The following is a 21,609-nucleotide window of genomic DNA, read 5'->3' on the forward strand; positions in this document are numbered from 1 at the left end:
ACGCGGGCCGGCCGGGGGCGCTCAGGTCAGATAGTCGCGCAGGGCCCGCGAGCGCGAGGGGTGGCGCAGCTTCGTCATCGTCTTGGACTCGATCTGCCGGATGCGCTCGCGGGTCACCCCGTAGGCGCGTCCGATCTCCTCAAGGGTCTTGGGCCGCCCGTCACCGAGCCCGAACCGCATCGCCACCACCCCGGCCTCACGCTCCGACAGCGCGTCCAGGATGGTGTGCAACTGCTCCTGCAGCAGCGCGGAGGCCACCGCGTCCTCGGGGGTGATCGCCTCGGAGTCCTCGATGAGGTCGCCGAACTCGCTGTCGCCCTCGGTGCCCAGCGGGCTGTGCAGGGAGATCGGCTCCCGCCCGTATCCCTGGACCTCGACGACCCGCTCCGGGGTCATCTCCAGCTCCACGGCCAGCTCCTCAGGGGTGGGCTCGCGGCCCAGGTCGGTCGTCATCTGCCGGTGCACCCGCGCCAGCTTGTTGATCACTTCGACCATGTGAACGGGGATGCGGATGGTGCGGGCCTGGTCGGCGAGCGCCCGGGTGATCGCCTGCTTGATCCACCAGGTGGCGTACGTGGAGAACTTGAATCCCTTGGTGTAGTCGAACTTCTCCACGGCGCGGATCAGCCCCAGGTTGCCCTCCTGGATCAGGTCCAGGAACAGCATGCCCCGGCCGGTGTGGCGCTTGGCCAGCGACACCACCAGGCGCAGGTTGGCCTCCAGCAGGTGGTTCTTGGCCCGGTGGCCGTCTTCGGCGAGCCATTCGAGCTCCGCGCGCACGTCGGGCTGGAGCCGGGCGCCGTCGTTGAGCCGCTCGGTGGCGAACAGCCCCGCCTCGATGCGCCGGGCGAGCTCGACCTCCTGCTCGGCGTTGAGCAGGGAGATCCTGCCGATCTGCTTGAGATAGTCCTTGACGGGGTCGGTGCTGGCTCCGACGCTCGCTTCCAGGGCTGCGGGCGCCTCGTCGTCGTCGGTCAGAACGAGCTCTTCCTCGGCCTCGACAACCTCAACGGTGCCTTCCACGGTAGCGGCTTCCATGGCGTTCACACCTTCCCCAGGTCTGGTCGGATACAACAACCTGTGCAGTTCAAGGTACGTCCCGCGACGGTGTGCTGCGTCGCCTGGCTCGCCGTCGCGTCCTTCGCCTGGAGCTGATCGGCTCCGCTGCCTACAGGTGCTGGGTCCCTTTCCACCTCCGAACGGGCGCAGGGCCGCCTTTCCCCGTGGGGGAAAGGCGGCCCTGCGGTTGTGACCGGCGACGCTGCGGGTGTTGCCGTGGTGATGGACGTACGGGTGGGGGAGCGGGGAACTGAGTCCGCCGTATCCGACCGAGTCCGCGAGGAGGGGACAAGGGGCGGACAGGATCGGGTCGGATCAGGACGGGAAGTCGTTCGGGTTGACGCCGGTCGTCCTGGCGTTGCCACCCCTGACCGGGTTGAGGGTGAGGGTCCCGATGGTCGAGCTGGTCGTGGTCGTGGTGAACCTCAGCCGGTCGGTGAAGCGCTGGTAGGAGGGGGACTGGGCGAACCTGCCCCGGGAGGTGTTGAACCGGTGGCCGGAGGTGAAGAAGATGGTGTAGTTGCCGTCCCGCACACCGGTGGCGGTGGCGGTGGACCGGGCGCGGACGTAGACGCTGATCGCCTTGGACCTGCCGCGGACCAGCGTGACGACGGCGTCCCTGCCGGTGCCGTTCTTCACCTTCAGCTTGCCCCGGCCGCCGCTGATGCGGTTGTAGAGGATCTTGCCGTTACCGGGTCGCGCGGCGGCCTCGGTGGAGGAGACGGCGACGGTCTCCTGGGCCGAGGCGGTGGCGGGGGCGGCGAGGGAGCCGGTCAGCAGGACGGACGCGAGGATCGCTCCCGCGAGGGGACGTAGACGAATCATTGCGCAAATATGGCCAATCCCCGGTGGCCGGTCAACGCGAATTCGTGCTGGTGAGGCCTTTCGGGCGTTTTGTATAGGTATTGAACCCTGCGATGATCACCCGCGTGGGGCTCGGGCTCCGGACGTCTCTCGGCGATTCGGGAAGTGAAACATCGGACCGTTCCAGATCGGCGTTTCGTTCCCCGCCCTCTCATCGCACCCTGTCGGTTGTTGCATCACATAAAGCCACTCTTCAGGCATATTTTTGCGAAAATAAGTAGAAACATTGCAGTCATCTGCCTGTCATCCTATGGTGTTCGCAGCGCCGTTCGCCGATCTCCGTCGGTGACGGCGGCAGTCTCTCCGCCCCCCACCGGCCGGATCGCGGCGACCGTATGTCCCGTCGACCGTGGCGATCCGGCCTCGCGTGACGAAGGGTCAGCCGATGAAGACATCCGATCAATCCGTCAGCCGCTTACGCCATACCGGGCGACGCGCCCAGATCGTCCTCGCGCTGCTGCTGGCCACCCTGTGCTGGGCCGGAGCCCAGACACCGCTCCCGGCACGGGGCGCGGCCGTGCCCGAGCAGTCCTCCAACGTCCATCTCTTCTACTACTCCTGGTACGGCAACCCCCAGACGAGCGGGGAGTGGCGGCACTGGCAGCAGGGCGGACGCACCCCACCCGACGACGTGGGCGCCGACCTGTACCCCAGCCTGGGCGCCTACGACTCCGGCGACTACGCGGGCGCCGTCACCAGGCACATGCAGTGGATCAAGCAGGCCGGGGTCGGCGTCATCGTCTACAGCTGGTGGGGGCGTGACAGCTTCGAGGACAGGCTCACCCGAGGCGTGATGGACGCCGCCGCGCGGTACGGCGTCAAGGTCGCCTGGCACCTGGAGCCGTACGAGGGGCGCACGGCGGCCTCCACCGTCGAGGACATCCGCTACATCAACACCCGCTACGGCTCCCACCCGGCCTTCTACCGTGACGCCGAGCACGGCGATCGGGCGGCGTTCTACGTCTTCGAGAGCCTGAGGATCACCGACTGGGCCGCGCTCGACCAGGTCACCGCGGGCAACATCGTGCTCGCCCAGACCACCGACACGTCGAAGATCGCGCACTTCTCCGGCATGTACACCTACGACGGGATCGCCGGTGCCACCGCGCCCGGCTGGGCCAACGCGAGCGCGTACGCCAAGCGGAACAACCTGATCTGGGCGCCCTCGGTGGCTCCCGGCTACATCGACGACCGCGCTGTGCCGGGCAACACCACCCCGACCCTGGGCCGCGCCAACGGCGCCACCTACGACCTGGAGTGGTCCAACGCCCTCGACCCGGCCAAGGGCGGCCTGCCGACCTGGGTCTCCATCACCTCGTTCAACGAGTGGCACGAGGGCAGCTCCATCGAGCCCGCGGACTCCACCCCGCCGGGCGGGTTCGGCTACCAGACCTTCGACGGCGCGTACGGCAGGACGGGGACCGCGGCGGAGACCGCCTATCTGGACCGGACGAAGTACTGGGCGACGGAGTTCGAGACCCGCAGGACCGGCGGCACGCGAGACACCCAGCCCCCGACCGCACCGGGTGCCGCGCGCGCCGTCCCGGCCTCCGGCACGAGCATCACGGTGGGCTGGACCGCGGCCACCGACAACGTCGGAGTGACCGGCTACGACGTCTACCGCGAGGCGGGCGCCACCGACGTCAAGGTGGGCAGCACCACGGGAACGTCGTTCACCGTCACCGGTCTCACGCCGTCGACCTCCTACAGCTTCTACGTGGTCGCCAGGGACGCCGCGCAGAACACCTCGCCGCCCTCAGGCACGGTGACCGCGACGACCGGCCCCCCACCCGGGTGCTCTCCCGGCACCGGAGACCTGGCCAGGAACAAGGCGGTCAGCGCGAGCAGCGTCACCCAGAACTACGTGGCGGCCAACGCGGTCGACGGCGACGCGAACACCTACTGGGAGAGCGCCAACCACACCTTCCCCCAGTCGATCACCGTTGACCTCTGCGCCCAGGTCTCCGTCGGGCGCCTGGTGCTGAGGTTGCCGCCGTCCGCGGCCTGGGGCACGCGCACCCAGACACTGTCGGTGCAGGCCTCGTCCGGCGGCGACTTCGAGACGGTGGTGCCGTCGCGGGGCCACGTCTTCGACCCGGCCACCGGCAACACCGTGACCATCACCTTCCCGGCGACGGCGAAGAGGTACGTGCGGCTGAACATCACGGGGAACACCGGCTGGCCCGCCGGGCAGATCTCCGCCTTCGAGGTCTATTACTCCTAGCGGCCCGCCGTGCGCGTTCGGTGATCGAGAGCGCGTGAGGCCGGTCGGGACGACGGTTCGTCCCGACCGGCCTCACGGATACGAGCGGATACGAGCGGATACGAGCGGATACGAGCCGGTGAGCGTATGCCGGGCGCGCCCGGGGGGCGGCGCCGCAGGCACGGGCCCATCGGACGGGCATCGGGAGCGGCCCCGCGGGGCCGCTCCCGATGCCCGAGCGTGTCTCGTCAGGCCGCGTCGAGGCGGGCCAGTTCCTCGGCGGACAGTTTCACGTCGGCTGCGCCGACCGAGTCGCGGATGGTCTCCGGACGAGAGGAACCCGGGATCGGGATCACCACCGGCGCCTTGGCGAGCATCCACGCCAGGCACACCCGCTGCGGGCTCACCCCGTGCGCCCGCGCGACGTCCGCGAACACGGCGAACCGCGAGCCCAGCTCGCCGGCCTGCGAGATCCCGCCCAGCGGGCTCCACGGCAGGAACGCGATGCCCAGCTCCGCGCACAGCTCCAGCTCGGGCTCGCTGGAGCGGAACGACGGCGAGAACTGGTTCTGCACGCTCACCAGCCGCCCGCCGAGGATCTCGTTGGCGAGCCGGATCTGGTCCGGGTCGGCGTTCGAGACGCCCGCGAAGCGGATCTTGCCCGCGTCCAGCAGGTCGCGGATCGCCCCGACCGACTCCGCGTACGGAACCTTCGGGTCGGGGCGGTGGAACTGGTAGAGCCCGATGGCCTCGACGCCGAGACGCGCGAGCGACGCGTCGCAGGCCTTCTTCAGGTGGTCGGGCGAGCCGTTCAGGGTCCACGAGCCGTCACCGGGGCGCGCATGGCCGCCCTTGGTGGCGATCAGCACGTCGGAGGTGTCGCCCCCGTAACCGGCGACCGCGCGGGCGATCAAGGACTCGTTGTGGCCGACCTCGTCCGCGCCCAGGTGATAGGCGTCCGCGGTGTCGATCAGCGTCACACCCGCCTCCAGCGCGGCGTGGATCGTCGTGATCGAACGCTGCTCGTCGGGGCGCCCTTCGATCGACATCGGCATTCCGCCGAGACCGATCTCACTGACCTGGACATCGCCGATGCGGCGTGTCTGCATGGGAGCTCCTTCTTGGGAATCGGTTGGTACCTCTCCACCCTGCCCCGATCAAGCCATCCAATGAGAGTTACCGACGGTGAGGTGATGGCGAGGTGGTGAGAAAAAGGAATGGACGGGATGACGCTCGGGCTTGTAACTTACGGCTGACCGTGACACCACCTGAGGAGGTGAGACCCATGAACGCTGTATCGACGTGGGTGCTCCCCCTTCCCGTCATGGCCGGGCGACCGAGGTAGGTGTCGCCGGGAGCGCCGCTTGGACAAGGCACTCCCGAAAGGCAATACCTATGCATTCTCAGCAGGTCACCGCCGAGCCGCAGCCGAACGACGGTGCCGAGCGTGACTCCGCGGCGGGCGACGTTCCCGGAGTTCTCCGGTCGCCGGCCCCAGGCACCGATCGCGCCTCCCACGCCTTCGATGTGATCATTGCCGGGTGCGGGCCGACCGGTGCGATGCTCGCCGCCGAACTGCGACTGCACGATGTGCGAGTACTCGTTCTGGAGAAGGAGATCGAGCCCGCGTCGTTCGTCCGCATAGTCGGTCTGCATGTTCGCAGCCTCGAACTGATGGCGATGCGCGGACTGCTGGAGCGCATGCTCCAGCACGGAAGACGACGTCCGGCCGGCGGTTTCTTCGCCGCCATCCCCAAACCCGCGCCCAAGGGCCTGGATTCCGCGTACGCCTACCTGCTGGGCATCCCACAGCCGGTCATCGAGCGCCTGCTCGCAGAGCACGCGATCGAACTGGGCGCGCAGGTCCGGCGCGGGTGCGCGGTCGCCGGTCTCGAGCAGGACGACGAGGGGGTGACCGTCGAGCTGGCCGACGGCACGCGGCTGCGTTCGCGCTACCTCGTCGGCTGTGACGGCGGGCGCAGCACGGTGCGCAAGCTGCTCGGTGTCGGTTTCCCCGGCGAGCCCTCGCGGACCGAGACCCTGATGGGCGAGCTGGCAGTGGGCATGCCGCAGGAGGAGATCGCCGCCAGGATGGCCGAGGTCCGCGAGACCCATCGGCCGTTCTGGCTCCGGCCCTTCGGCGAAGGGATCTACAGTGTCGTGGTCCCCGCGCCGGAAGCCGGCGACCGCGCGCAACCGCCCACCCTTGAGGATTTCAAACAGGGGTTGCGTGCCATCGCCGGAACCGATTTCGGCGTGCACTCCCCGCGCTGGATGTCCCGCTTCGGAGACGCCACCCGGCTGGCCGAACGATATCGGGCCGGGCGGGTGCTGCTGGCCGGCGACGCGGCGCACATCCATCCCCCCATCGGCGGGCAGGGCCTCAACCTGGGCGTTCAGGACGCGTTCAACCTCGGCTGGAAACTGGCCGCACAGATCCGCGGGTGGGCCCCGGAGGCGCTGCTGGACAGCTACCAGGCCGAACGTCGTCCGGTCGCCGAGGACGTGCTGGACAACACCCGTGCCCAGACGGAACTGTTGTCCGCCGAACCGGGCCCGCAGGCCGTGCGCAGGCTGCTCACCGAACTGATGGACTTCGACGAGGTGAACCGCCACCTGACCGAAAAGATCACCGCGACCGGCGTCCGCTACGACTTCGGCGAAGGCCCCGACCTGCTCGGCCGCCGCATGCACGACCTCGACGTGAAACAGGGCCACCTCTACGGTCTGCTGCATCGTGGCCGTGGCCTGCTGCTGGACCGTACCGAACGCCTCACCGTCGGCGGCTGGTCGGACCGGGTCGATCACCTCGCGGATCCCACCGCGGAGCTGGACGTCCCGTGCGTCCTGCTGCGTCCCGACGGCCACGTCGCCTGGATCGGCGACGACCAGCAGGACCTGGACGACCACCTCTCCCGCTGGTTCGGCAGGCCCGCCGACTGAATCCAGCCCGAGCGGCGGAAAAGACCCGCGAGGAGTGCTCGCGCCGATGCTCACCCCCGTACGGGGGTGAGCATCGCGTCAGAGGGCGGAGTGGGAGGGCATCAGGACGGCGGCGCCCTCGACGCGATCCCCGGCCAGGTCCGCCAGAGCCCGGTCGGCCTCGGCCAGCCGATAGGGCACCGTCGTCACCCGGGGTGGGTGGAGCGTCGCCAGTTCCAGATAGGCGCGGCCGTCGGCGCGGGTGTTGGCGGTGACGCTGCGCAGCGTGCGCTCCTGGAACAGGTGCCGCTGATAGGTCAGGGGCGGGATGTCGCTGAGATGGATGCCCGCGACCGCCAGGGTTCCGCCCCGCTCCAGGGCGGCCAGCGCGACCGGCACCAGCTCGCCCGCCGGGGCGAACAGGATCGCCGAGTCCAGCGGTTCCGGCGGGGCGTCCGCGGCGCCGCCCGCCGAGGCCGCGCCCAGGGCGACGGCCAACTCCCTGGCCTTGGCCGAGCGGGTCAGCACGTGCACGGTCGCCCCCTGGGCGAGGGCGAGCTGCGCGGTCAGGTGCGCCGAGGCGCCGAAGCCGTAGATGCCCAGCCGTCCGCCGGGTGGCAGGTCGCTGCGGAGCAGGGCCCGGTAGCCGATGATCCCCGCGCACAGCAGCGGCGCGAGCTTCTCCGCGGGGACGTCGCCGGGGAGCGGGTAGGCGAAGTCCTCGGGAACGGTCAGGTATTCGGCGTAGCCGCCGTCGGCGTCCCAGCCGGTGTAGGTCGAACCGGGACAGAGGTTCTCCGCACCCCGCAGGCAGTAGCGGCAGCGCCCGCAGGTCGAGCGGAGCCAGGCCACCCCCACCCGGGTGCCCGGCGTGAGCCGCACGGCGTCGGGGGCGGCGGACACCACCCGCCCCACGACCTCGTGGCCTGGCGTGGTCCTCGGGCGTCGAGGCCGGAGATCGCCCTCGGCGAGGTGCAGGTCGGTGCGGCAGACCGCGCATGCCTCGACGCGGACCAGCACCTCACCGGGTCCGGGGGAGGGGACGGGGACGCGCACCGGCCGCAGGGGACGCGAGGAGATCGGCCCCGGGTGGGTGACGACCCAGGCGTCCATCTCCGAGGGGATCACGGGCGGCCGGTGAGCCGAAGGGCCGGACCCGGCGGGGATCACGGGCGGCTCCTGGGACGGCGAGGGCGGCTCGGCGGGGGTCACGGGCGGTTCCTGGGACGGCGGGGCCGGCTCGGCGGGGGTCACGGGTCGCGCCGCCGGATGCGACGGCCGGTGACCTCGGTGGCGGCGATCCTCACGTACGGCTCCCGCTCGCCCCCCGTCCACGGCCGGACGCCCAGCGCCGCCAGGGCGGCGCGGTCCTCCTCCGAGGAGACGTGGTGGATTCCCCCGCGCACCAGCACGCTCCAGCCCTCGCGGCCGGCGTCGTCGATCCGGTCGACCTCGAAGGCGACCTTGGACTCGACCCCCTGGGCCCCGGTGCGCAGGGCGTCGTCGAGCGGGCCGCCGAAAGCGGTGCGGAAGATCACCGAGCTGCCGTGCAGGGCGTAGTCGACCGGCAGGATCACCGGCCCGCCGATCTCCTCGAAGGCGATGCGCCCCACTCCGCCGGGGGTGATGAGCCGCAGGCACTCGTCCCTGTCCAGGGTTTCCAGCCTGTCCCGGGTGAGGCCGAGATCCTCGCGTCGCCTGGCGATCCGGCGGCCGAGGTCGCCCGGGGCCGATACGCGTCCAGTCATGGGATTCTCCCGCTGAGAAGATCGATGTCGCTGCGAGTCCGGGGCTCCTCCGGCTCCGCGCCCCCCGATCGGCATCACCTGAGGCCTCCCCTCCCCGGCGCGCCGCTAATCGGGGGTGAGGGTGCCGGTGGAGACTCATGACGCGATGCCGACCGGCGCCTCACTGTTAACCGGTGGAGAAGTTGGTGTGACCACGGTCATCGCGTTTTGTTCCGGATGAAACGGGTCGGCAATTTCCGGCGGTTGAACTGTCGTCAGCGGTAAAGGCGCACCGACTCGGATAAGGCCGCTTTCCCCTGTGGAGACTCGTATGCCTGAGATGTATTTCCAGGTCAGATGGCCCGATGGTTCACAACAACGCTGTTATTCCCCATCGCTCATCATTGAGGACTTTCTTCATCCCGAACAATCGTACCCAATCGCCGAATTCGTCTCGCTGAGCGGCAGGGCGCTGGAGGCGGCCGGTGAGCGCGTACGCGAGAGGTACGGGTTCGGGTGCGCGGCCGCGGCGAGGCAGGTCGCCGAGATCGAGAGGAAGGCGGCCGGTTTCGCCGGTGCCGGCATGGTGACGGTCGAGAGGTTCGAGCGGTGAACGGCCGTCACCACGAGGTGGTCGTCGTCGGCGCGGGCCAGGCGGGCCTGTCGATGAGCCACTGCCTGCGCAGGGACGGCGTCGACCACCTGGTGCTGGAGCGTCACCGCGTGGGCCACGAGTGGCGCGCGCGGCGCTGGGACTCCTTCTGCCTCGTCACGCCCAACTGGCAGTGCCGCCTGCCCGGGTTCCCCTACCCGGGCGACGACCACGACGGGTTCATGCTCCGCGACCAGATCGTCGGCTACCTGGAGGACTACGCGGCCTCCTTCTCCCCACCGGTGCTGGAGGGGGTGAACGTCACCAGGCTCCTTCCCGACGGGCGGGGGTTTCGGGTGGAGACCGACCGGGGCACGGTCACCGCGGGCCAGGTCGTGGTCGCCACCGGCCCCTACCAGGTCCCGGTGATCCCCCGGGTGGCCGAGCGGTTCCCCGCGCACGTGACGCAGATCCACTCCGCCGACTACCGCAATCCCGAGCTGCTGCCTCCGGGTGAGGTGCTGGTCGTCGGTACCGGCCAGTCGGGGTGCCAGATCGCCGAGGACCTGCACCTGGCCGGGCGGCGCGTGCACCTGTCGGTCGGCGGCGCGCCCCGGGTGGCCCGCTTCTACCGGGGCAGGGACGTGGTGGCCTGGCTGGATCTGATGGGCTACTACGACCGGCCCATCGACTCCTTCGACGACCACGACGCCGTCCGGGCCCGCGCCAACCACTACGTGACCGGCCGCGACGGCGGGCGCGACATCGACCTGCGGGCCTTCGCCCTGGAGGGGATGAGCCTGTACGGCAGGCTGACCACGGTCGAGAACGACACGGCGACCGGCGCGGGAACGGCCGAAGCCGTGGAGGAGAGGACCGGTGGCAGGGCGCGGTTCGCCCCCGACCTGCGGCGCAACCTCGACCACGCCGACGCGGTCTGCGAGAGCGTCAAGGACTCCATCGACGCCTTCATCGCCGCGCACGGCATCTCCGCCCCCGGCGAGAGGCGTTACACGCCGCCCTGGCAGCCCGCCTCCGAGCCCGACTCCCTGGACCTGGGGCGGATCACCTCGGTCGTCTGGTGCACCGGCTTCCGCCGCGACCACGGCTGGATCAGGGTGCCGGTCTTCGACGGCACCGGCTACCCCACCCACGAGCGCGGCGTCACCCGGGTCCCCGGTCTGTACTTCCTCGGGCTGCCCTGGCAGCACACCTGGGGCTCGGGCCGTTTCTCCGGGGTGGCGGCCGACGCCGAGCACCTGGCCGGGCACATCGCCGCCGCCGGCAGGCCGGTACCCGCCCCGCGCGCCGCGGAGCCGGCGTCGCTCGGCTACTTCGTCCACCCCGAGCTGCTGGGAACCTGACATGGTCTTCGACGCCCACCGCCACCTCGGGGTGCTGCCCGCCCACCCGTTCTACGGGGGGCCGCCGGTCAACCCCGACACGACCGCCCGCGCGACCGTCGCGCAACTGCTGGCCGACCTGGACGCCGAGGGCACCGAACGCGCCCTGGTGATGCCCAACTACGGGGTGCCCGATCCGGGGATCGCGTTCGCCTTCAACGAGCTCTGCCTGGAGGCGGCGGGCCGCGACGACCGGATCCGCTGCGGCCTGTGGGTATCGCCGCGCCCCGAGGACGAGCGTCGCACGGCCGAGGCGCTGGCGCTGGCCGCCGAGAGCGGCGTGCGCGCGCTGAAGCTCAGCTTCCTGCTGGGCGGGCGCCCCACCGACCCGGCCTGCAGACCCGCGCTCGACCGCGTCTTCGCCACCGCCCGACTGCACGGGCTGGTGGTGCACGTGCACACCTCACCGGGTGCCGCCTCCGACATCGACGAGGTGGGCCACCTGGTCGAGTGGTACGGCGACGAGGTCGCCATCCACCTGGTGCACTTCGGCGGCGGCATGAGCGGCCACATCAAGCTCGCCGGGTCGCGGTTCTTCGACTGGATCGCCGCCGGCAAGCGCGTCTACACCGACCTCTCCTGGGCGATCGGGTTCACGCCCCGATGGCTGGCCCAGGAGATCGACCGGCGCGGCATCGGCCACGACCGGGTGCTGTTCGCCAGCGACGAGCCGTGGGGCGACTACGCGGGCGAGCGCGCCCGCCTTGCCGCCGCCGCCGGCGACGGCGAACTGGCCCGCCTGGCCTTCCACGACACCTTCGAGAAACTGTACGGCTGACAAGGAGAGACCCATGACCGAACTGACCGACCTCGAGAAGCAGAGCCTCACCGAGATCCCGCACCCCTCCCTGCCGGAGGGCTCCAGCCTCTACGGCGGCACCAAGGTCTTCCCCGACTACCAGGCGGAGAACGGCGAGTCGTACTTCACGCTCGTGCACGGCATCGCCCACGAGTCGTCGGTGAGCTTCGTGGCGATCCTGCAGGCGACCAGGGCGCTGCGCAAGGGCTTCGAGTCCGCGATCTACTTCTACGGACCGGGCTCGCTGAACTGCCTGGCCACCCGGGGCTTCCCGACCACGGGCAACTCCGCCTTCCCCGGCGAGCACAACATCAACAACTCGCTCAAGACGTTCATCGAGGAGGGCGGCAAGGTCTACTGCTGCCGGTTCGGCCTGTCGCTGCACGGCGCCCGCGAGGAGGACCTCATCGAGGGCGTCATCCCCACGCACCCGCTGGACGTGCAGGACGCGCTGATCCACTACGGCCGCAAGGGCGCGATCATCAACTCGACCTACATGTTCTAGGGGGCAGCGGTGAGTGTCGGCACGAGAGTCGACGTGGCCATCATGGGCGTCCGGGTGGACGCCCCGGTGCGCCGCGCGGGCGGTGCGGGACCCAGCGACGACGGACACCTGGTCCTCGACGGGGCCAACGCCGCGATCCCGCTCAACCCGGCCAGTCCGTACGCCGTCAGGGACGGCAGGCTGTGGCTGGGCGAGACCGATCTGGGCGCCTCCGTCCGCGCGGTCGGCCGTCCTCGCTTCTACGACCTGGTGACCGCAGACGGTGTCCCGTACGAGAGGATCGCCCGGCTGCACGGCGCCGACGTGCTCGCCACCACCGTGGTGCAGACCTGCGTCCGCTACGGAGAGGCGGAGCGGTGCCGGTTCTGTGCGATCGAGGAGTCCCTGCGTTCGGGCGCCACCGTCGCAGCCAAGACCCCGGCGCAGCTCGCCGAGGTCGCCGAGGCGGCGGTGCGCCTGGACGGGGTGCGGCAGATGGTGATGACCACCGGCACCACCGGCGGCCCCGACCGGGGAGCGCGCGTCCTGGCCCGTTCGGTACGGGCCGTGCTGGAGGCCGTACCCGGCCTGCCGATCCAGGTGCAGTGCGAGCCGCCGGCCGATCTGGCCTGGATCGGCGAGCTCAGGCGGGCGGGCGCGTCCGCGATCGGCATCCACGTGGAGTCCCTCGACGAGGAGGTGCGCCGCCGCTGGATGCCCGGTAAGTCCGAGGTGCCGATGTCGGCCTACGAGGAGGCGTGGGACGAGGCCGTACGCGTCTTCGGCCGCAACCGCGTCTCCACCTATCTGCTGGTCGGTCTCGGCGAGGATCCCGACGAGCTGGTGGCAGGGGCCGCGCGGCTCGTCGAGCGCGGCGTGTACCCGTTCGTCGTGCCGTTCCGCCCGATGCGCGACACCCTCGCCGGCCGTGAGGGGGTGCCTGGTCCCGACCCGGCCGTGGTCGGCAGGGTGACCGAGAGTGTCGCCGCGTTGCTGCGGGAGGCGGGCATGTCGGGCGCCGACCAGCGCGCGGGCTGCGCCGCGTGCGGCGCGTGCAGCGCGCTCCAGGCCGCGGGCGGGTGAGGCGCCCGTGAGCCTCGTCTCCGATCTCGCGGTCGCCCCCGTCCTGAGCGGCGGTCCGGGGCCGGGCGGCCGCACCGCTCCCGGCCGCGGATCGCGGTTTTCCGAGCCGGTCTGCGACGTGCTGCTCGGCAGCCGCGCGCCCTCCTTCATCGTGGAGGAGGCGGACGCGGACGGGCTGGCCGCCTACCGGGCACTGCGGCACCGGGTGTTCGTGACCGAGCAGCGCGTGTTCAGCGGCCACGACCTGGACGACCGCGACGACGACCCGCGCACCGTCGTCCTGGTCGCCAGGGACGGGAGCGGCGCCGTGGTCGGCGGCGTCCGGCTCGGGCCGGCCGCCGGTGGCCCCGACATCGGGTGGTGGAGCGGCGGGCGGCTCGCCGTCGATCCGGCCGAGCGCAACGGCGCGGGCATCGGCCCCGCGCTGGTGCGCGCCGCGTGCGCGCGGGCCGAGGCGGCCGGGGCACTGCGCTTCGAGGCCACCGTACGTGCCGGGGCCGAGCGCATGTTCACCCGCCTCGGCTGGCGGCGGGTACGTCCCCTCGCCGTCGCGGGCCTGCCGCACGTGCTGATGCGCTGGCCCGTCGGCAGGATCGCCGCGCTGGTCGCGGCCACCAAGAGCGACCTCGGGACGCTGCTGGCCGGGCTCGCGCCCGGAGGCCCCGGCTTCGTCGGCGACGACGGCGCCCCGGTACCGGGCAGCGACCTGGTGGCGGCCTGCGACGCGATCCTGCCGTCCATGGTGGAGCGCGACCCGGAGTGGGCGGGCTGGTGTTCGGTGCTGGTCAACCTCAACGACCTGGCGGCGATGGGCGCGCAGCCGGTCGGGCTGCTGGACGCGGTCGGCGCGCGAGACGCCTCGGCGGTGGCGAGGGTCCTGGCGGGCCTGCGCCGCGCCGCCGAGGCGTACGAGGTGCCGGTGCTCGGCGGTCACACCCAGCTCGGCGTGCCGGCGGCGCTCTCGGTCACCGCGCTGGGCCGCGCCAGGGAACCGGTTCCCGGCGGCGGGGCGCGGCCGGGACACCGGGTGTGGCTCACCGCGGACCTGGGCGGCGGGTGGCGGCCCGGCTACACGGGCCGCCAGTGGGACTCCACCACGCACCGCCGCACCCCGCAGCTGCGGGCCATGCTGGGAGCCGTCGCCGCCGCCCGCCCGGCCGCCGCCAAGGACGTGTCCATGGCGGGAGTCGCCGGCACCCTCGGCATGCTCGCCGAGGCCTCGGGCTGCGGCGCCGTCCTCGACGTCGCCGCCGTGCCCAGGCCCGGCGCGGTCAGCATGGGCGACTGGCTGACCTGCTTTCCAGGCTTCGCGATGCTCACCGCCGAGCGTCCAGGACGTCCCGGCCTCGACGCCGGTCCCGCCTCTGGTGCCGCGTGCGGCGAGTTCGTCCCCGGCGGGGGAGTACGGCTGCGCTGGCCGGACGGGGAGCTGATCGAAGTGATCACCGGCCCGGTGACCGGGCTGGGTACGGCCGCAGAACCCGCGGGATCCGCAGAATCCGCAGAACCCGCAGAACCCGCAGAACTCCGTGAAGGAGAGACGTGAAGCTACGCATGGGCGCCGTCGCGGCGCCGTTCGACCGCGACCTGGAGGGCGACTTCGCCCGCATCGAGCAACTGATCACCGCCGCGCGGGCCGAGGGGATCGGGCTGCTCGCCCTGCCGGAGGCCTGTCTGGGCGGCTACCTGCTCAGCATGGACGGCGACCCTCGGGACGTGCCGCCGGCCCTGGACCCCGCAGGACCCGAGATCCGCAGGCTCGCCGCGCTCGCGGGCGACATGGTCGTCTGCGCGGGCTACTGCGAGGCCGACGGCCCTCTCAGGTACAACAGCGTGGTCTGCGTCAACGGCGACGGGGTGCTCGGCCATCACCGCAAGGTCCACCAGCCGCTCAGCGAGGACGCGCTGTTCGCGGCCGGTGACTCCTTCTCCGCCTTCGACACCCCGATCGGCCGTCTCGGCATGATGATCTGCTACGACAAGGCGTTCCCCGAGTCGGCGCGGGCGCTGGCCCTGGACGGTGCCGAGATCGTGGTGTGCGCGTCGGCCTGGCCGGCCAGCAGGACCGACCCCGCGCCCGACCTCGCCGACGACCGCTGGACCCGCAGGTTCGACCTCTTCGACCAGGCCAGAGCCCTGGAGAACCAGGTGGTGTGGCTGTCGGCCAACCAGTCGGGGGTCTTCGGCGCCCTCAGGTTCGTCGGCAGCGCCAAGGTCGTCGGCCCCGGAGGGGAGATCCTGGCCCGTACCGGCGTGCCGGGCGGTGTCGCGGTCGCCGAACTGGACGTGCGGGCGGCGCTGGAGACCGCCCGACGCTCCATGGGCCACCTGCGCGACCGCCGTCCGGACGCCTACCGCCCCGCGCTCGCCGTGGGAGGATCCTGAACCGTGATCCGCATAGCCGCGGCCTCCGCGCACTTCGGCCGGGACCTGGAGTTCGATCTGCGGCGCATCGCGAAGCTCATCGACGACGCGCGCAGGGCGGGGGCGGGGCTGCTGGTGCTGCCCGACGCCGCGCTGGGCGGCTACCTCGCCGACCTGCGCCACCCCGACCCCGACGCGCTGCCCCCCGCGCTCGACCCCGACGACCCGCTGATCAAGCGGGTGGGCGAGCTGGCCGCCGAGATGGTGGTGTGCGTCGGCTACTGCGAGGCCGACGGCACCCGCAGGTACAACAGCGCCGCGTGCGTCAGCGGGGACGGCGTGCTGGGACGCCACCGCAAGGTGCACCTGCCCGCCGGGGAGATCGCGGCGTACGCGCCCGGCGAGCGTTTCGACGCCTTCGACACCCCGGTCGGCCGGGTGGGCATGCTCATCGACTACGACAAGACCTTCCCCGAGTCGGCGCGGAGCCTCGCCCTGGACGGGGCGCAGATCGTCGCCTGCCTGTCGGCCTGGCCGACCAGCATCACCAACCGGGCGCCCCGGATGGCCCAGGACCGCCAGTCGCGCCTCTTCGACCTCTACGACTGCGCCCGCGCCGCCGAGAACCAGGTCATCCTGGCCTCGTCGAACCAGACCGGCGCGATGGGCGGCATGCGCTTCCTCGGCCAGGCCAAGGTGGTCGGTCCCGGAGGTGACATCCTCGCCCGCACCTGGTCCAAGGCGGGCCTGGCGGTCGCCGAGGTGGACGTCGCCGCCGAGATCGCCACCGCGCGGCGGGTGCTGAGCCACCTCGACGAGCGCAGGCCCGGCAGCTACCGGGGAGCCTCGTGAGCGGCACGCGCACGCCGGGCACCGACATCACCGACATCACCGCCATCACCGACATCACCGCCATCACCGACATCACCGCGACCACCGGGAGCAGCGCGGACCCGGCCGAGACAGTGGGGTCGGCGGGGTCGGCGGGGTCGGCGGGGTCGGCGAACGCCGTGGCGTCGCCTTCCGCGCTGAGGATCGCGTTGCTGACCTACTCCACCAAGCCGCGCGGCGGGGTCGTGCACACCCTCAACCTCGCCGAGGCGCTCGCGGAGGCGGGTCAGGACGTGACGGTGTGGACGCTCGGCCGCGGCGGCGACGCGGGGTTCTTCCGGCCTGTGGCGCCCGCGGTGCGGTCGGTGGTGGTGCCCTTCCCCGAGGTGGCGGACGAGACGGTGGGGGAGCGGGTGCTGCGCTCGATCTCCGCGCTGCGCGAGGCGTTCACCCCCGGCGGCTACGACATCGTGCACGCGCAGGACTGCATCAGCGCCAACGCGGTCGAACGATGCGTGCGGACCGTTCACCACCTGGACCATTTCACCACCCCCGAGCTGGCCGCCTGCCACGAGCGCGCCATCGTCGAACCCCGCGCGCACGTCTGCGTCTCGCGCGCCGTCGCCGCCGAGCTCGCCGCCGGATGGGGCATCACCGCGACGGTCATCCCCAACGGCGTCGAGGCGGACCGGTTCGCCGAGGCCGCCGCGCGCGGCGACGGACACTGGCGGGACCGGCTGGGACGCTACGTGCTCACGGTCGGCGGCATCGAACCGCGCAAGGGCTCGCTGGACCTGCTGGAGGCGTACGCGTCGCTGGCCGCGGGAGACCCCGGCCTGAAACTGGTGATCGCCGGGGGCGAGACCCTGTTCGACTATCGCGACTACCGGGTCCGGTGGGCCGAGCGCGCCGCGGCCCTCGGCGTGGAGCCGGTCGTCCTGGGGCCCGTCGGTCACGAGGAGCTGCCGTCGCTGGTCGCCTCCGCGGCCGTCTTCGCCTTCCCCTCGCTCAAGGAGGGCTTCGGCCTGGCGGCGATGGAGGCGCTGGCGGCGGGCGTGCCACTCGTCACCCGGGACCTGCCGGTCCTGCGCGAGGTGTTCGGGAGTGCCGCGCGCTTCGCCGCCGACCCCGCGGGCTTCGCCGGCCAGATCGGCGCGGCGCTGGCCGGAGACGACCCCGCGCGCCTGGCCGCGGGCCGCCTGCTCGCCGCCCGGCACACCTGGCGCTCGGCCGCCGAGCGGCACATCGCCCTGTACAAGGCCCTGCGCGAACCCGCCGGTCCGCGCGGCGGCGACGGACCGGGGTGAGATCGAGGCCGAAGGTGTGGCCGACATCGGCTCGCGAGGGAAGCATGGACGGCGAAGTCGGACGGGAGCGGTCGGACGTCAGCTCGCGCGAGGGGTGGGCGGCCAGTCCGGGTAGAGGACGGCGTTGATGCCGAGCGCCGCCGCGGCGTTGACGTTGACGGCCCGGTCGTCGACGAAGGTGACGTCGCCGGGGGCGGCGCCGAGGTGGCGCAGGACCTCACCGAAGATGGCGGGGTCCGGTTTGGACAGCGACAGGCGGCAGCTGTAGAAGCGATGGGTGAACGCCGCGGCCCAGGGGGCGTCGTCGATCGCGGCCGCCAGCGGCTCGGGGGCGTTGGACAGCAGGGCGAGTCCGTGGTGTCCCGCGAGCTCCTCGATGGCGCGCAGGCTCTCCGGGTTGAGGTGCAGCCAGCTCTCGACGTCGGCCGCGTCGAGCTTGGCGACGAGCGGATCGTCCTCGGTGAGCGTCCTGCCGGCGACCCCGCTCCAGTACGAGTGGGAGGCCTGACCGCGGTCGAAGGCGTCGCGGTGGCGCCAGTAGCGGTCGCGGAAGGTCACCTCGTCCTGGCCGATGAGCTCGGCCATCGCGGCCGTCGCGCCGGGCGGCTGCGAGGTGGAGATGACCTCGCCGTAGTCAAGCAGCATCCACGTGGTCACCAGGTTCTCCTCGCAACGGTCCTGCGCCGGTGGTCTCGGTGTCGGCCTCGATGCGGCGGACGAGCTCCCGCATGTCTCGCGCTCGGCGGGACCGGGGTGATCGAATGATCGCACGGGGCCGTTCCGGAACCCTTTCGTGTTCATTCGATCGTACTTCGTGTGCGATTGCAAGGTGTGGATCTCGGCCCGCACCGGCCGACGAACATCGGCGGGGGCGGCGGAGAGCGTCACCGTCCGGCTTCCCCGCGCCTCAGGTGGTGGCGATCGTCAGGTCCGCGCGGGCACGGACGTCGTCGCGGGCGTGGAAAAGCTCCTCCTGGGCCGCCCAGCGGTCCCAGTGCGGAGCGTAGAGATCGCCGTCGCGCTCCAGCGCGCGGGCCTTGCGTATCTCGTCGGACGCCTCCAGCCACAGCAGGCCGCTCAGGTACGGCGCGGCGGCGAGAGCGCCGGAGCCGGTGCCGTCGAGAACCAGGATCTCGGTGACCGGGACCTCGTGCCACTCGGCGTAGCCGCCGTCCGCCCAGTCGTAGCGCCGCCATCGCGCGGGCCGCTCCAGGCTCAGCGGCCGCAGCACCCACTCGACCAGCGCGCCGACCCCTCCCCGCAGGCCGTCCCATCCGGGATAGAGGTCGTCCATCCGTACGATGGGCGCGGCCAGCTCCGAGGCCACGGCGGTGGCGAGGGTGGACTTGCCCGATCCCGAACGCCCCTCGACCGCCAGGACGCGGGTACGGCCCGCTCGGGCGGGGCGGGTGCGCAACCAGCGCGAGATCCGCGGCACGTGGCCGTTCACATCGGAGTCACGGGAGGCGCCGCAGGCCGGTTCGCGCACGGTTTCGCGCACAGGGGGCGAGCGATGGGTGGGATCACGCGCTCCGGCGAGTGCGCCAGCGGGTCAGGATCTCACGGTCGGAGTCGCGCTCCTCGACGTCGCGGCGGCGCTGCTCGTCCTCGTCCTGAGCGAGGGGCAGCCAGTCGGGGTATTCGGGGTCGTCGCGGCCGATGTCACGGGTGCCGTCGACCTTGGTGCCGTTGTCCAGCGTGGTCGTCGCGGGGACGCGGAGGGTGCCCCCCGGCAGCATGGTCACGTTCATCGCGTGGCCTTCCCTTCGTCTCTCCTGACCGCTGTTCGCTCAGCATAGCTCCGGGGGTCGTGGCACGCCCACGGTCAGCCGATGCCGTACTGCCCGGACAGCCGGTGGTACACCTGCTCGGCCTCCTTCTCCTCGCCGATCAGGTGGAGCAGCCGGGTGGCCCTGCGGGTGAGCACGCAGGCGAAGGCCTCGGCGAACAGTTCGGTGACGTCGTCGCGGTAGGGCGGCCGAAGACGGTCACGGGTGCGGGCGTGCAGGCCGGTCCAGAAGGGCGAGTGCGAGGGAAGCCGGTCCATGTGGTCGGTGGCGTGGCCGATCTCGTGCCCGCACACCGACACCGAGGGCGAAGGCGCGCTCCCCACCCCGATCCGCCGCTGCCGGGGATCGTACACACCCGCGCTGCGCTCCCAGTGGCCCGCCTGCAGGGGCAGCGCGACACCGCGCAGCCACTCGAAGCCGGGAAGGTCGGGCACCGACCCGGGACCCACCACGATGCCGCCGCTCAGGTGGGTGGTCAGGCGGGTGGCGAGAGCCTGCGGCACGGCCGCCAGTGTGAGTATCGCGAGGAGCGTTTCCGCCGGTGGGAACGTGCCAGGCTCCCAGGTGCGCGTCAACCGCGCCTCCAGCGGGCCGACGTGCAACCAGCCGGGGCGTCCTCTGCTGTGATCGGCCAACGCAGCCGCTTCTCCTGGATCGGGGGGTGAGCCGCCACGGCTTGCGGCCGGGCCGATCCGGTCCACGGGCCGCGACGGTGATCATGTGAGACTACATCTCCCGCGCCGGGCTCGCATGGGTACGTCCGCCTTCGCGATGCCGAAGTCGATGAGGACCACTCCCGCGCCGGGCTCGCGCGGGCAAGGCTCCATCGGGCCCGCCCGCACCTTCGCGGGGAGGGAGCTTGGCTCGGGAACCGCGGGCCGATCGTACGGAGCGCCTACCGGTGTCGGTGTCCGACCAGGACGGCGTGGTGATCGGCGCCTTCCCCGTCGTCCGGGTCGGCGTGCACGGTGGCGGCACCCAGGTGGGGCAGGTGATGGATGAGCCGGTGCTCGGCTTCCACCGCCACGGTGTGCGCCTGGAGCAGCGACAGGTCCTCACCGACCACGATGTCGACCTCGGCGCGCAGCGTGTGGCCCACCCAGCGCAGCCGCACCGACCCCACTCGCCGCACGCCGCGGGTGGCGGCCAGGATCCGCTCCGCGTGATCGACCAGGGCCGGATCGACCGCGTCCATCAGCCGGTGGTAGATCGCGCGGGCCGCGTCCCTGAGGACGAAGCAGATGGCCACCGTGATCAGCAGGCCGACGATCGGGTCGACGATCGGGTAGCCCAGCGCGGAACCGCCCGCGCCGAGCAGCACGGCCAGCGAGGTGAGGGCGTCGCTGCGGGCGTGCAGTCCGTCGGCGACGAGCGCGGCCGATCCGATCTGGCGCCCGACCCTGATCCGGTAGCGGGCCACCCACTCGTTGCCCGCGAAGCCGATCACCGCCGCCGCGGCGACCCAGCCGAGCGCCCGCACCTCCTGGGGATCCGCCAGGCGCCGCGCTGCCTCGTACCCGGCGAGCGCGGCGGAGGCGGCGATGATCAGGACGATGACGATCCCGGCCAGGTCCTCGGCTCTGCCGTAGCCGTAGGTGAACCTGCGGCTGGCGGCCCGGCGCCCGAGGAAGAAGGCGATCGCGAGGGGGATCGCGGTGAGCGCGTCGGTGACGTTGTGCAGTGTGTCACCGAGGAGGGCGACCGAACCGGAGAAGGCCACGACCACCGCCTGGAGGACGGCGGTCACCATGAGCACGGCGAAGGAGACGGCCAGCACGCGCAACCCGCGACTGCTGGACTCCAGGGCGGAGTCGGTCCTGCCCGCGCTGTCGTGGCTGTGCGGGGTGAGGGCGTGGCCGGCGCGTGAGAGCAGCCTTGCGAACCGGCGACCGGCGGGGCCCTGTCGTTCGTGTCCGTGTTCATGAACGGATCCGTGTCCGTGCCCGTGCCCGTGCCCGTGCCCGTGTCCGTGCTCGTGCGCGGGCTCGTGGCGCTGATCGTGTCCGTGTCCGTGTCCGTGTCCATGTCCATGTCCGTGTCCATGTCCGTGCGCGGGCTCGTGGCGCTGATCGTGCGGAGAGCCGGAGTCGGTGGACTCGCGGGGGGACGGAGAACCGGCGTCCTGCTGGTCGGACATGGCTACCTCGTTTGCGGCCGATGCGCTTTTCCCGGAGTATATGT

The 21,609-nt window shown here is 71.9% G+C and carries 20 protein-coding genes and 1 pseudogene; 11 read left to right on the forward strand and 10 right to left on the reverse strand.

Features of this window, described 5'->3' with window-relative positions:
- Nucleotides 1–21 precede the first annotated feature (21 nt).
- A pseudogene (locus ABT352_RS24525) lies at nucleotides 22–981 on the reverse strand (RNA polymerase sigma factor); the annotation flags it as partial.
- A gap of 393 nt (nucleotides 982–1,374) precedes the next feature.
- The gene (locus ABT352_RS24530; protein WP_350947243.1) at nucleotides 1,375–1,884 is read right to left on the reverse strand and encodes a hypothetical protein; all 510 of its coding nucleotides are present in this window, start codon (nucleotides 1,882–1,884) and stop codon (nucleotides 1,375–1,377) included.
- A 424-nt stretch (nucleotides 1,885–2,308) separates the two neighbouring features.
- Between ABT352_RS24530 and ABT352_RS24535 the strand changes: the two genes are divergently transcribed.
- Entirely contained in the window at nucleotides 2,309–4,147 is a 1,839-nt protein-coding gene (locus ABT352_RS24535) for a discoidin domain-containing protein (protein ID WP_350947244.1), read from the forward strand.
- Nucleotides 4,148–4,374: 227 nt separating this feature from the next.
- On the opposite strand, the gene ABT352_RS24540 is transcribed toward ABT352_RS24535, so the two are convergent.
- Nucleotides 4,375–5,235, reverse strand: coding sequence for an aldo/keto reductase (locus ABT352_RS24540; RefSeq protein ID WP_350947245.1), 861 nt, complete (start codon nucleotides 5,233–5,235; stop codon nucleotides 4,375–4,377).
- Between the two features lie 286 nt (nucleotides 5,236–5,521).
- Here ABT352_RS24540 and rox point away from each other — a divergent pair, with 286 nt between their 5' ends.
- A complete protein-coding gene (gene rox / locus ABT352_RS24545; RefSeq protein ID WP_350947246.1) occupies nucleotides 5,522–7,069 on the forward strand; it encodes a rifampin monooxygenase in 1,548 nt (515 codons plus the stop codon).
- 78 nt (nucleotides 7,070–7,147) lie between these two features.
- Here the strand turns inward: rox and ABT352_RS24550 are convergent, their stop codons facing one another.
- Together ABT352_RS24550 and ABT352_RS24555 are read right to left on the reverse strand one after the other, a co-directional pair.
- A complete protein-coding gene (locus ABT352_RS24550) occupies nucleotides 7,148–8,260 on the reverse strand; it encodes a zinc-binding alcohol dehydrogenase family protein (RefSeq protein ID WP_350947247.1) in 1,113 nt (370 codons plus the stop codon).
- 38 nt (nucleotides 8,261–8,298) lie between these two features.
- Nucleotides 8,299–8,796, reverse strand: coding sequence for a pyridoxamine 5'-phosphate oxidase family protein (locus ABT352_RS24555; protein ID WP_350947248.1), 498 nt, complete (start codon nucleotides 8,794–8,796; stop codon nucleotides 8,299–8,301).
- A gap of 319 nt (nucleotides 8,797–9,115) precedes the next feature.
- On the opposite strand from ABT352_RS24555, the gene ABT352_RS24560 reads away from it, so the two are divergent.
- From ABT352_RS24560 to ABT352_RS24600, 9 genes are read left to right on the forward strand one after another with little or no spacing between them, the layout of a single operon-like run.
- Nucleotides 9,116–9,388, forward strand: a complete 273-nt coding sequence (locus ABT352_RS24560; RefSeq protein WP_350947249.1) for an MSMEG_0570 family nitrogen starvation response protein — start codon at nucleotides 9,116–9,118, stop codon at nucleotides 9,386–9,388.
- A complete protein-coding gene (locus ABT352_RS24565) occupies nucleotides 9,385–10,731 on the forward strand; it encodes an MSMEG_0569 family flavin-dependent oxidoreductase (RefSeq protein ID WP_350947250.1) in 1,347 nt (448 codons plus the stop codon). Before ABT352_RS24560 ends, ABT352_RS24565 begins: the two co-directional genes overlap by 4 nt.
- 1 nt (nucleotide 10,732) lies before the next feature.
- Nucleotides 10,733–11,548 carry an amidohydrolase family protein gene (locus tag ABT352_RS24570; RefSeq protein ID WP_350947251.1) on the forward strand — a complete coding sequence of 272 codons (816 nt, stop codon included), beginning with the start codon at nucleotides 10,733–10,735 and terminating at the stop codon, nucleotides 11,546–11,548.
- A 13-nt stretch (nucleotides 11,549–11,561) separates the two neighbouring features.
- Nucleotides 11,562–12,074, forward strand: a complete 513-nt coding sequence (locus tag ABT352_RS24575) for an MSMEG_0572/Sll0783 family nitrogen starvation response protein (protein WP_350947252.1) — start codon at nucleotides 11,562–11,564, stop codon at nucleotides 12,072–12,074.
- Nucleotides 12,075–12,083: 9 nt separating this feature from the next.
- On the forward strand, nucleotides 12,084–13,136 hold the full coding sequence (locus ABT352_RS24580) for an MSMEG_0568 family radical SAM protein (protein WP_350947253.1): 1,053 nt from the start codon (nucleotides 12,084–12,086) through the stop codon (nucleotides 13,134–13,136).
- Nucleotides 13,137–13,143: 7 nt separating this feature from the next.
- A complete protein-coding gene (locus tag ABT352_RS24585; protein WP_350947254.1) occupies nucleotides 13,144–14,682 on the forward strand; it encodes an MSMEG_0567/sll0787 family protein in 1,539 nt (512 codons plus the stop codon).
- Complete coding sequence (locus ABT352_RS24590) at nucleotides 14,679–15,521, forward strand: carbon-nitrogen hydrolase family protein (protein ID WP_350947255.1); 843 nt, start codon at nucleotides 14,679–14,681, stop codon at nucleotides 15,519–15,521. The genes ABT352_RS24585 and ABT352_RS24590 overlap by 4 nt, the downstream gene beginning before the upstream one ends.
- Nucleotides 15,522–15,524: 3 nt before the next feature.
- Nucleotides 15,525–16,352 carry a carbon-nitrogen hydrolase family protein gene (locus ABT352_RS24595; RefSeq protein ID WP_350947256.1) on the forward strand — a complete coding sequence of 276 codons (828 nt, stop codon included), beginning with the start codon at nucleotides 15,525–15,527 and terminating at the stop codon, nucleotides 16,350–16,352.
- Nucleotides 16,349–17,638 (forward strand): MSMEG_0565 family glycosyltransferase, encoded by a 1,290-nt coding sequence (locus tag ABT352_RS24600; protein WP_350947257.1) that lies wholly within the window; start codon nucleotides 16,349–16,351, stop codon nucleotides 17,636–17,638. Before ABT352_RS24595 ends, ABT352_RS24600 begins: the two co-directional genes overlap by 4 nt.
- A 78-nt stretch (nucleotides 17,639–17,716) precedes the next feature.
- On the opposite strand, the gene ABT352_RS24605 is transcribed toward ABT352_RS24600, so the two are convergent.
- The 5 genes from ABT352_RS24605 to ABT352_RS24625 all read right to left on the reverse strand — a co-directional run bounded on the left by ABT352_RS24605 (nucleotide 17,717) and on the right by ABT352_RS24625 (nucleotide 21,565).
- Complete coding sequence (locus tag ABT352_RS24605) at nucleotides 17,717–18,295, reverse strand: HAD-IA family hydrolase (protein ID WP_350947258.1); 579 nt, start codon at nucleotides 18,293–18,295, stop codon at nucleotides 17,717–17,719.
- 250 nt (nucleotides 18,296–18,545) lie between these two features.
- Nucleotides 18,546–19,139, reverse strand: coding sequence for a nucleoside/nucleotide kinase family protein (locus ABT352_RS24610; RefSeq protein WP_350947259.1), 594 nt, complete (start codon nucleotides 19,137–19,139; stop codon nucleotides 18,546–18,548).
- Between the two features lie 22 nt (nucleotides 19,140–19,161).
- Nucleotides 19,162–19,389: a hypothetical protein gene (locus ABT352_RS24615; RefSeq protein WP_350947260.1), complete on the reverse strand. Its 228-nt coding sequence runs from the start codon at nucleotides 19,387–19,389 to the stop codon at nucleotides 19,162–19,164.
- A gap of 74 nt (nucleotides 19,390–19,463) precedes the next feature.
- Nucleotides 19,464–20,063 (reverse strand): hypothetical protein, encoded by a 600-nt coding sequence (locus ABT352_RS24620; protein WP_350947261.1) that lies wholly within the window; start codon nucleotides 20,061–20,063, stop codon nucleotides 19,464–19,466.
- Nucleotides 20,064–20,323: 260 nt separating this feature from the next.
- Nucleotides 20,324–21,565, reverse strand: a complete 1,242-nt coding sequence (locus tag ABT352_RS24625; protein ID WP_350947262.1) for a cation diffusion facilitator family transporter — start codon at nucleotides 21,563–21,565, stop codon at nucleotides 20,324–20,326.
- Nucleotides 21,566–21,609 lie beyond the last annotated feature (44 nt).

This window comes from Streptosporangium sp. NPDC000563 (assembly GCF_040299985.1).
Lineage (GTDB): Bacteria > Actinomycetota > Actinomycetes > Streptosporangiales > Streptosporangiaceae > Streptosporangium.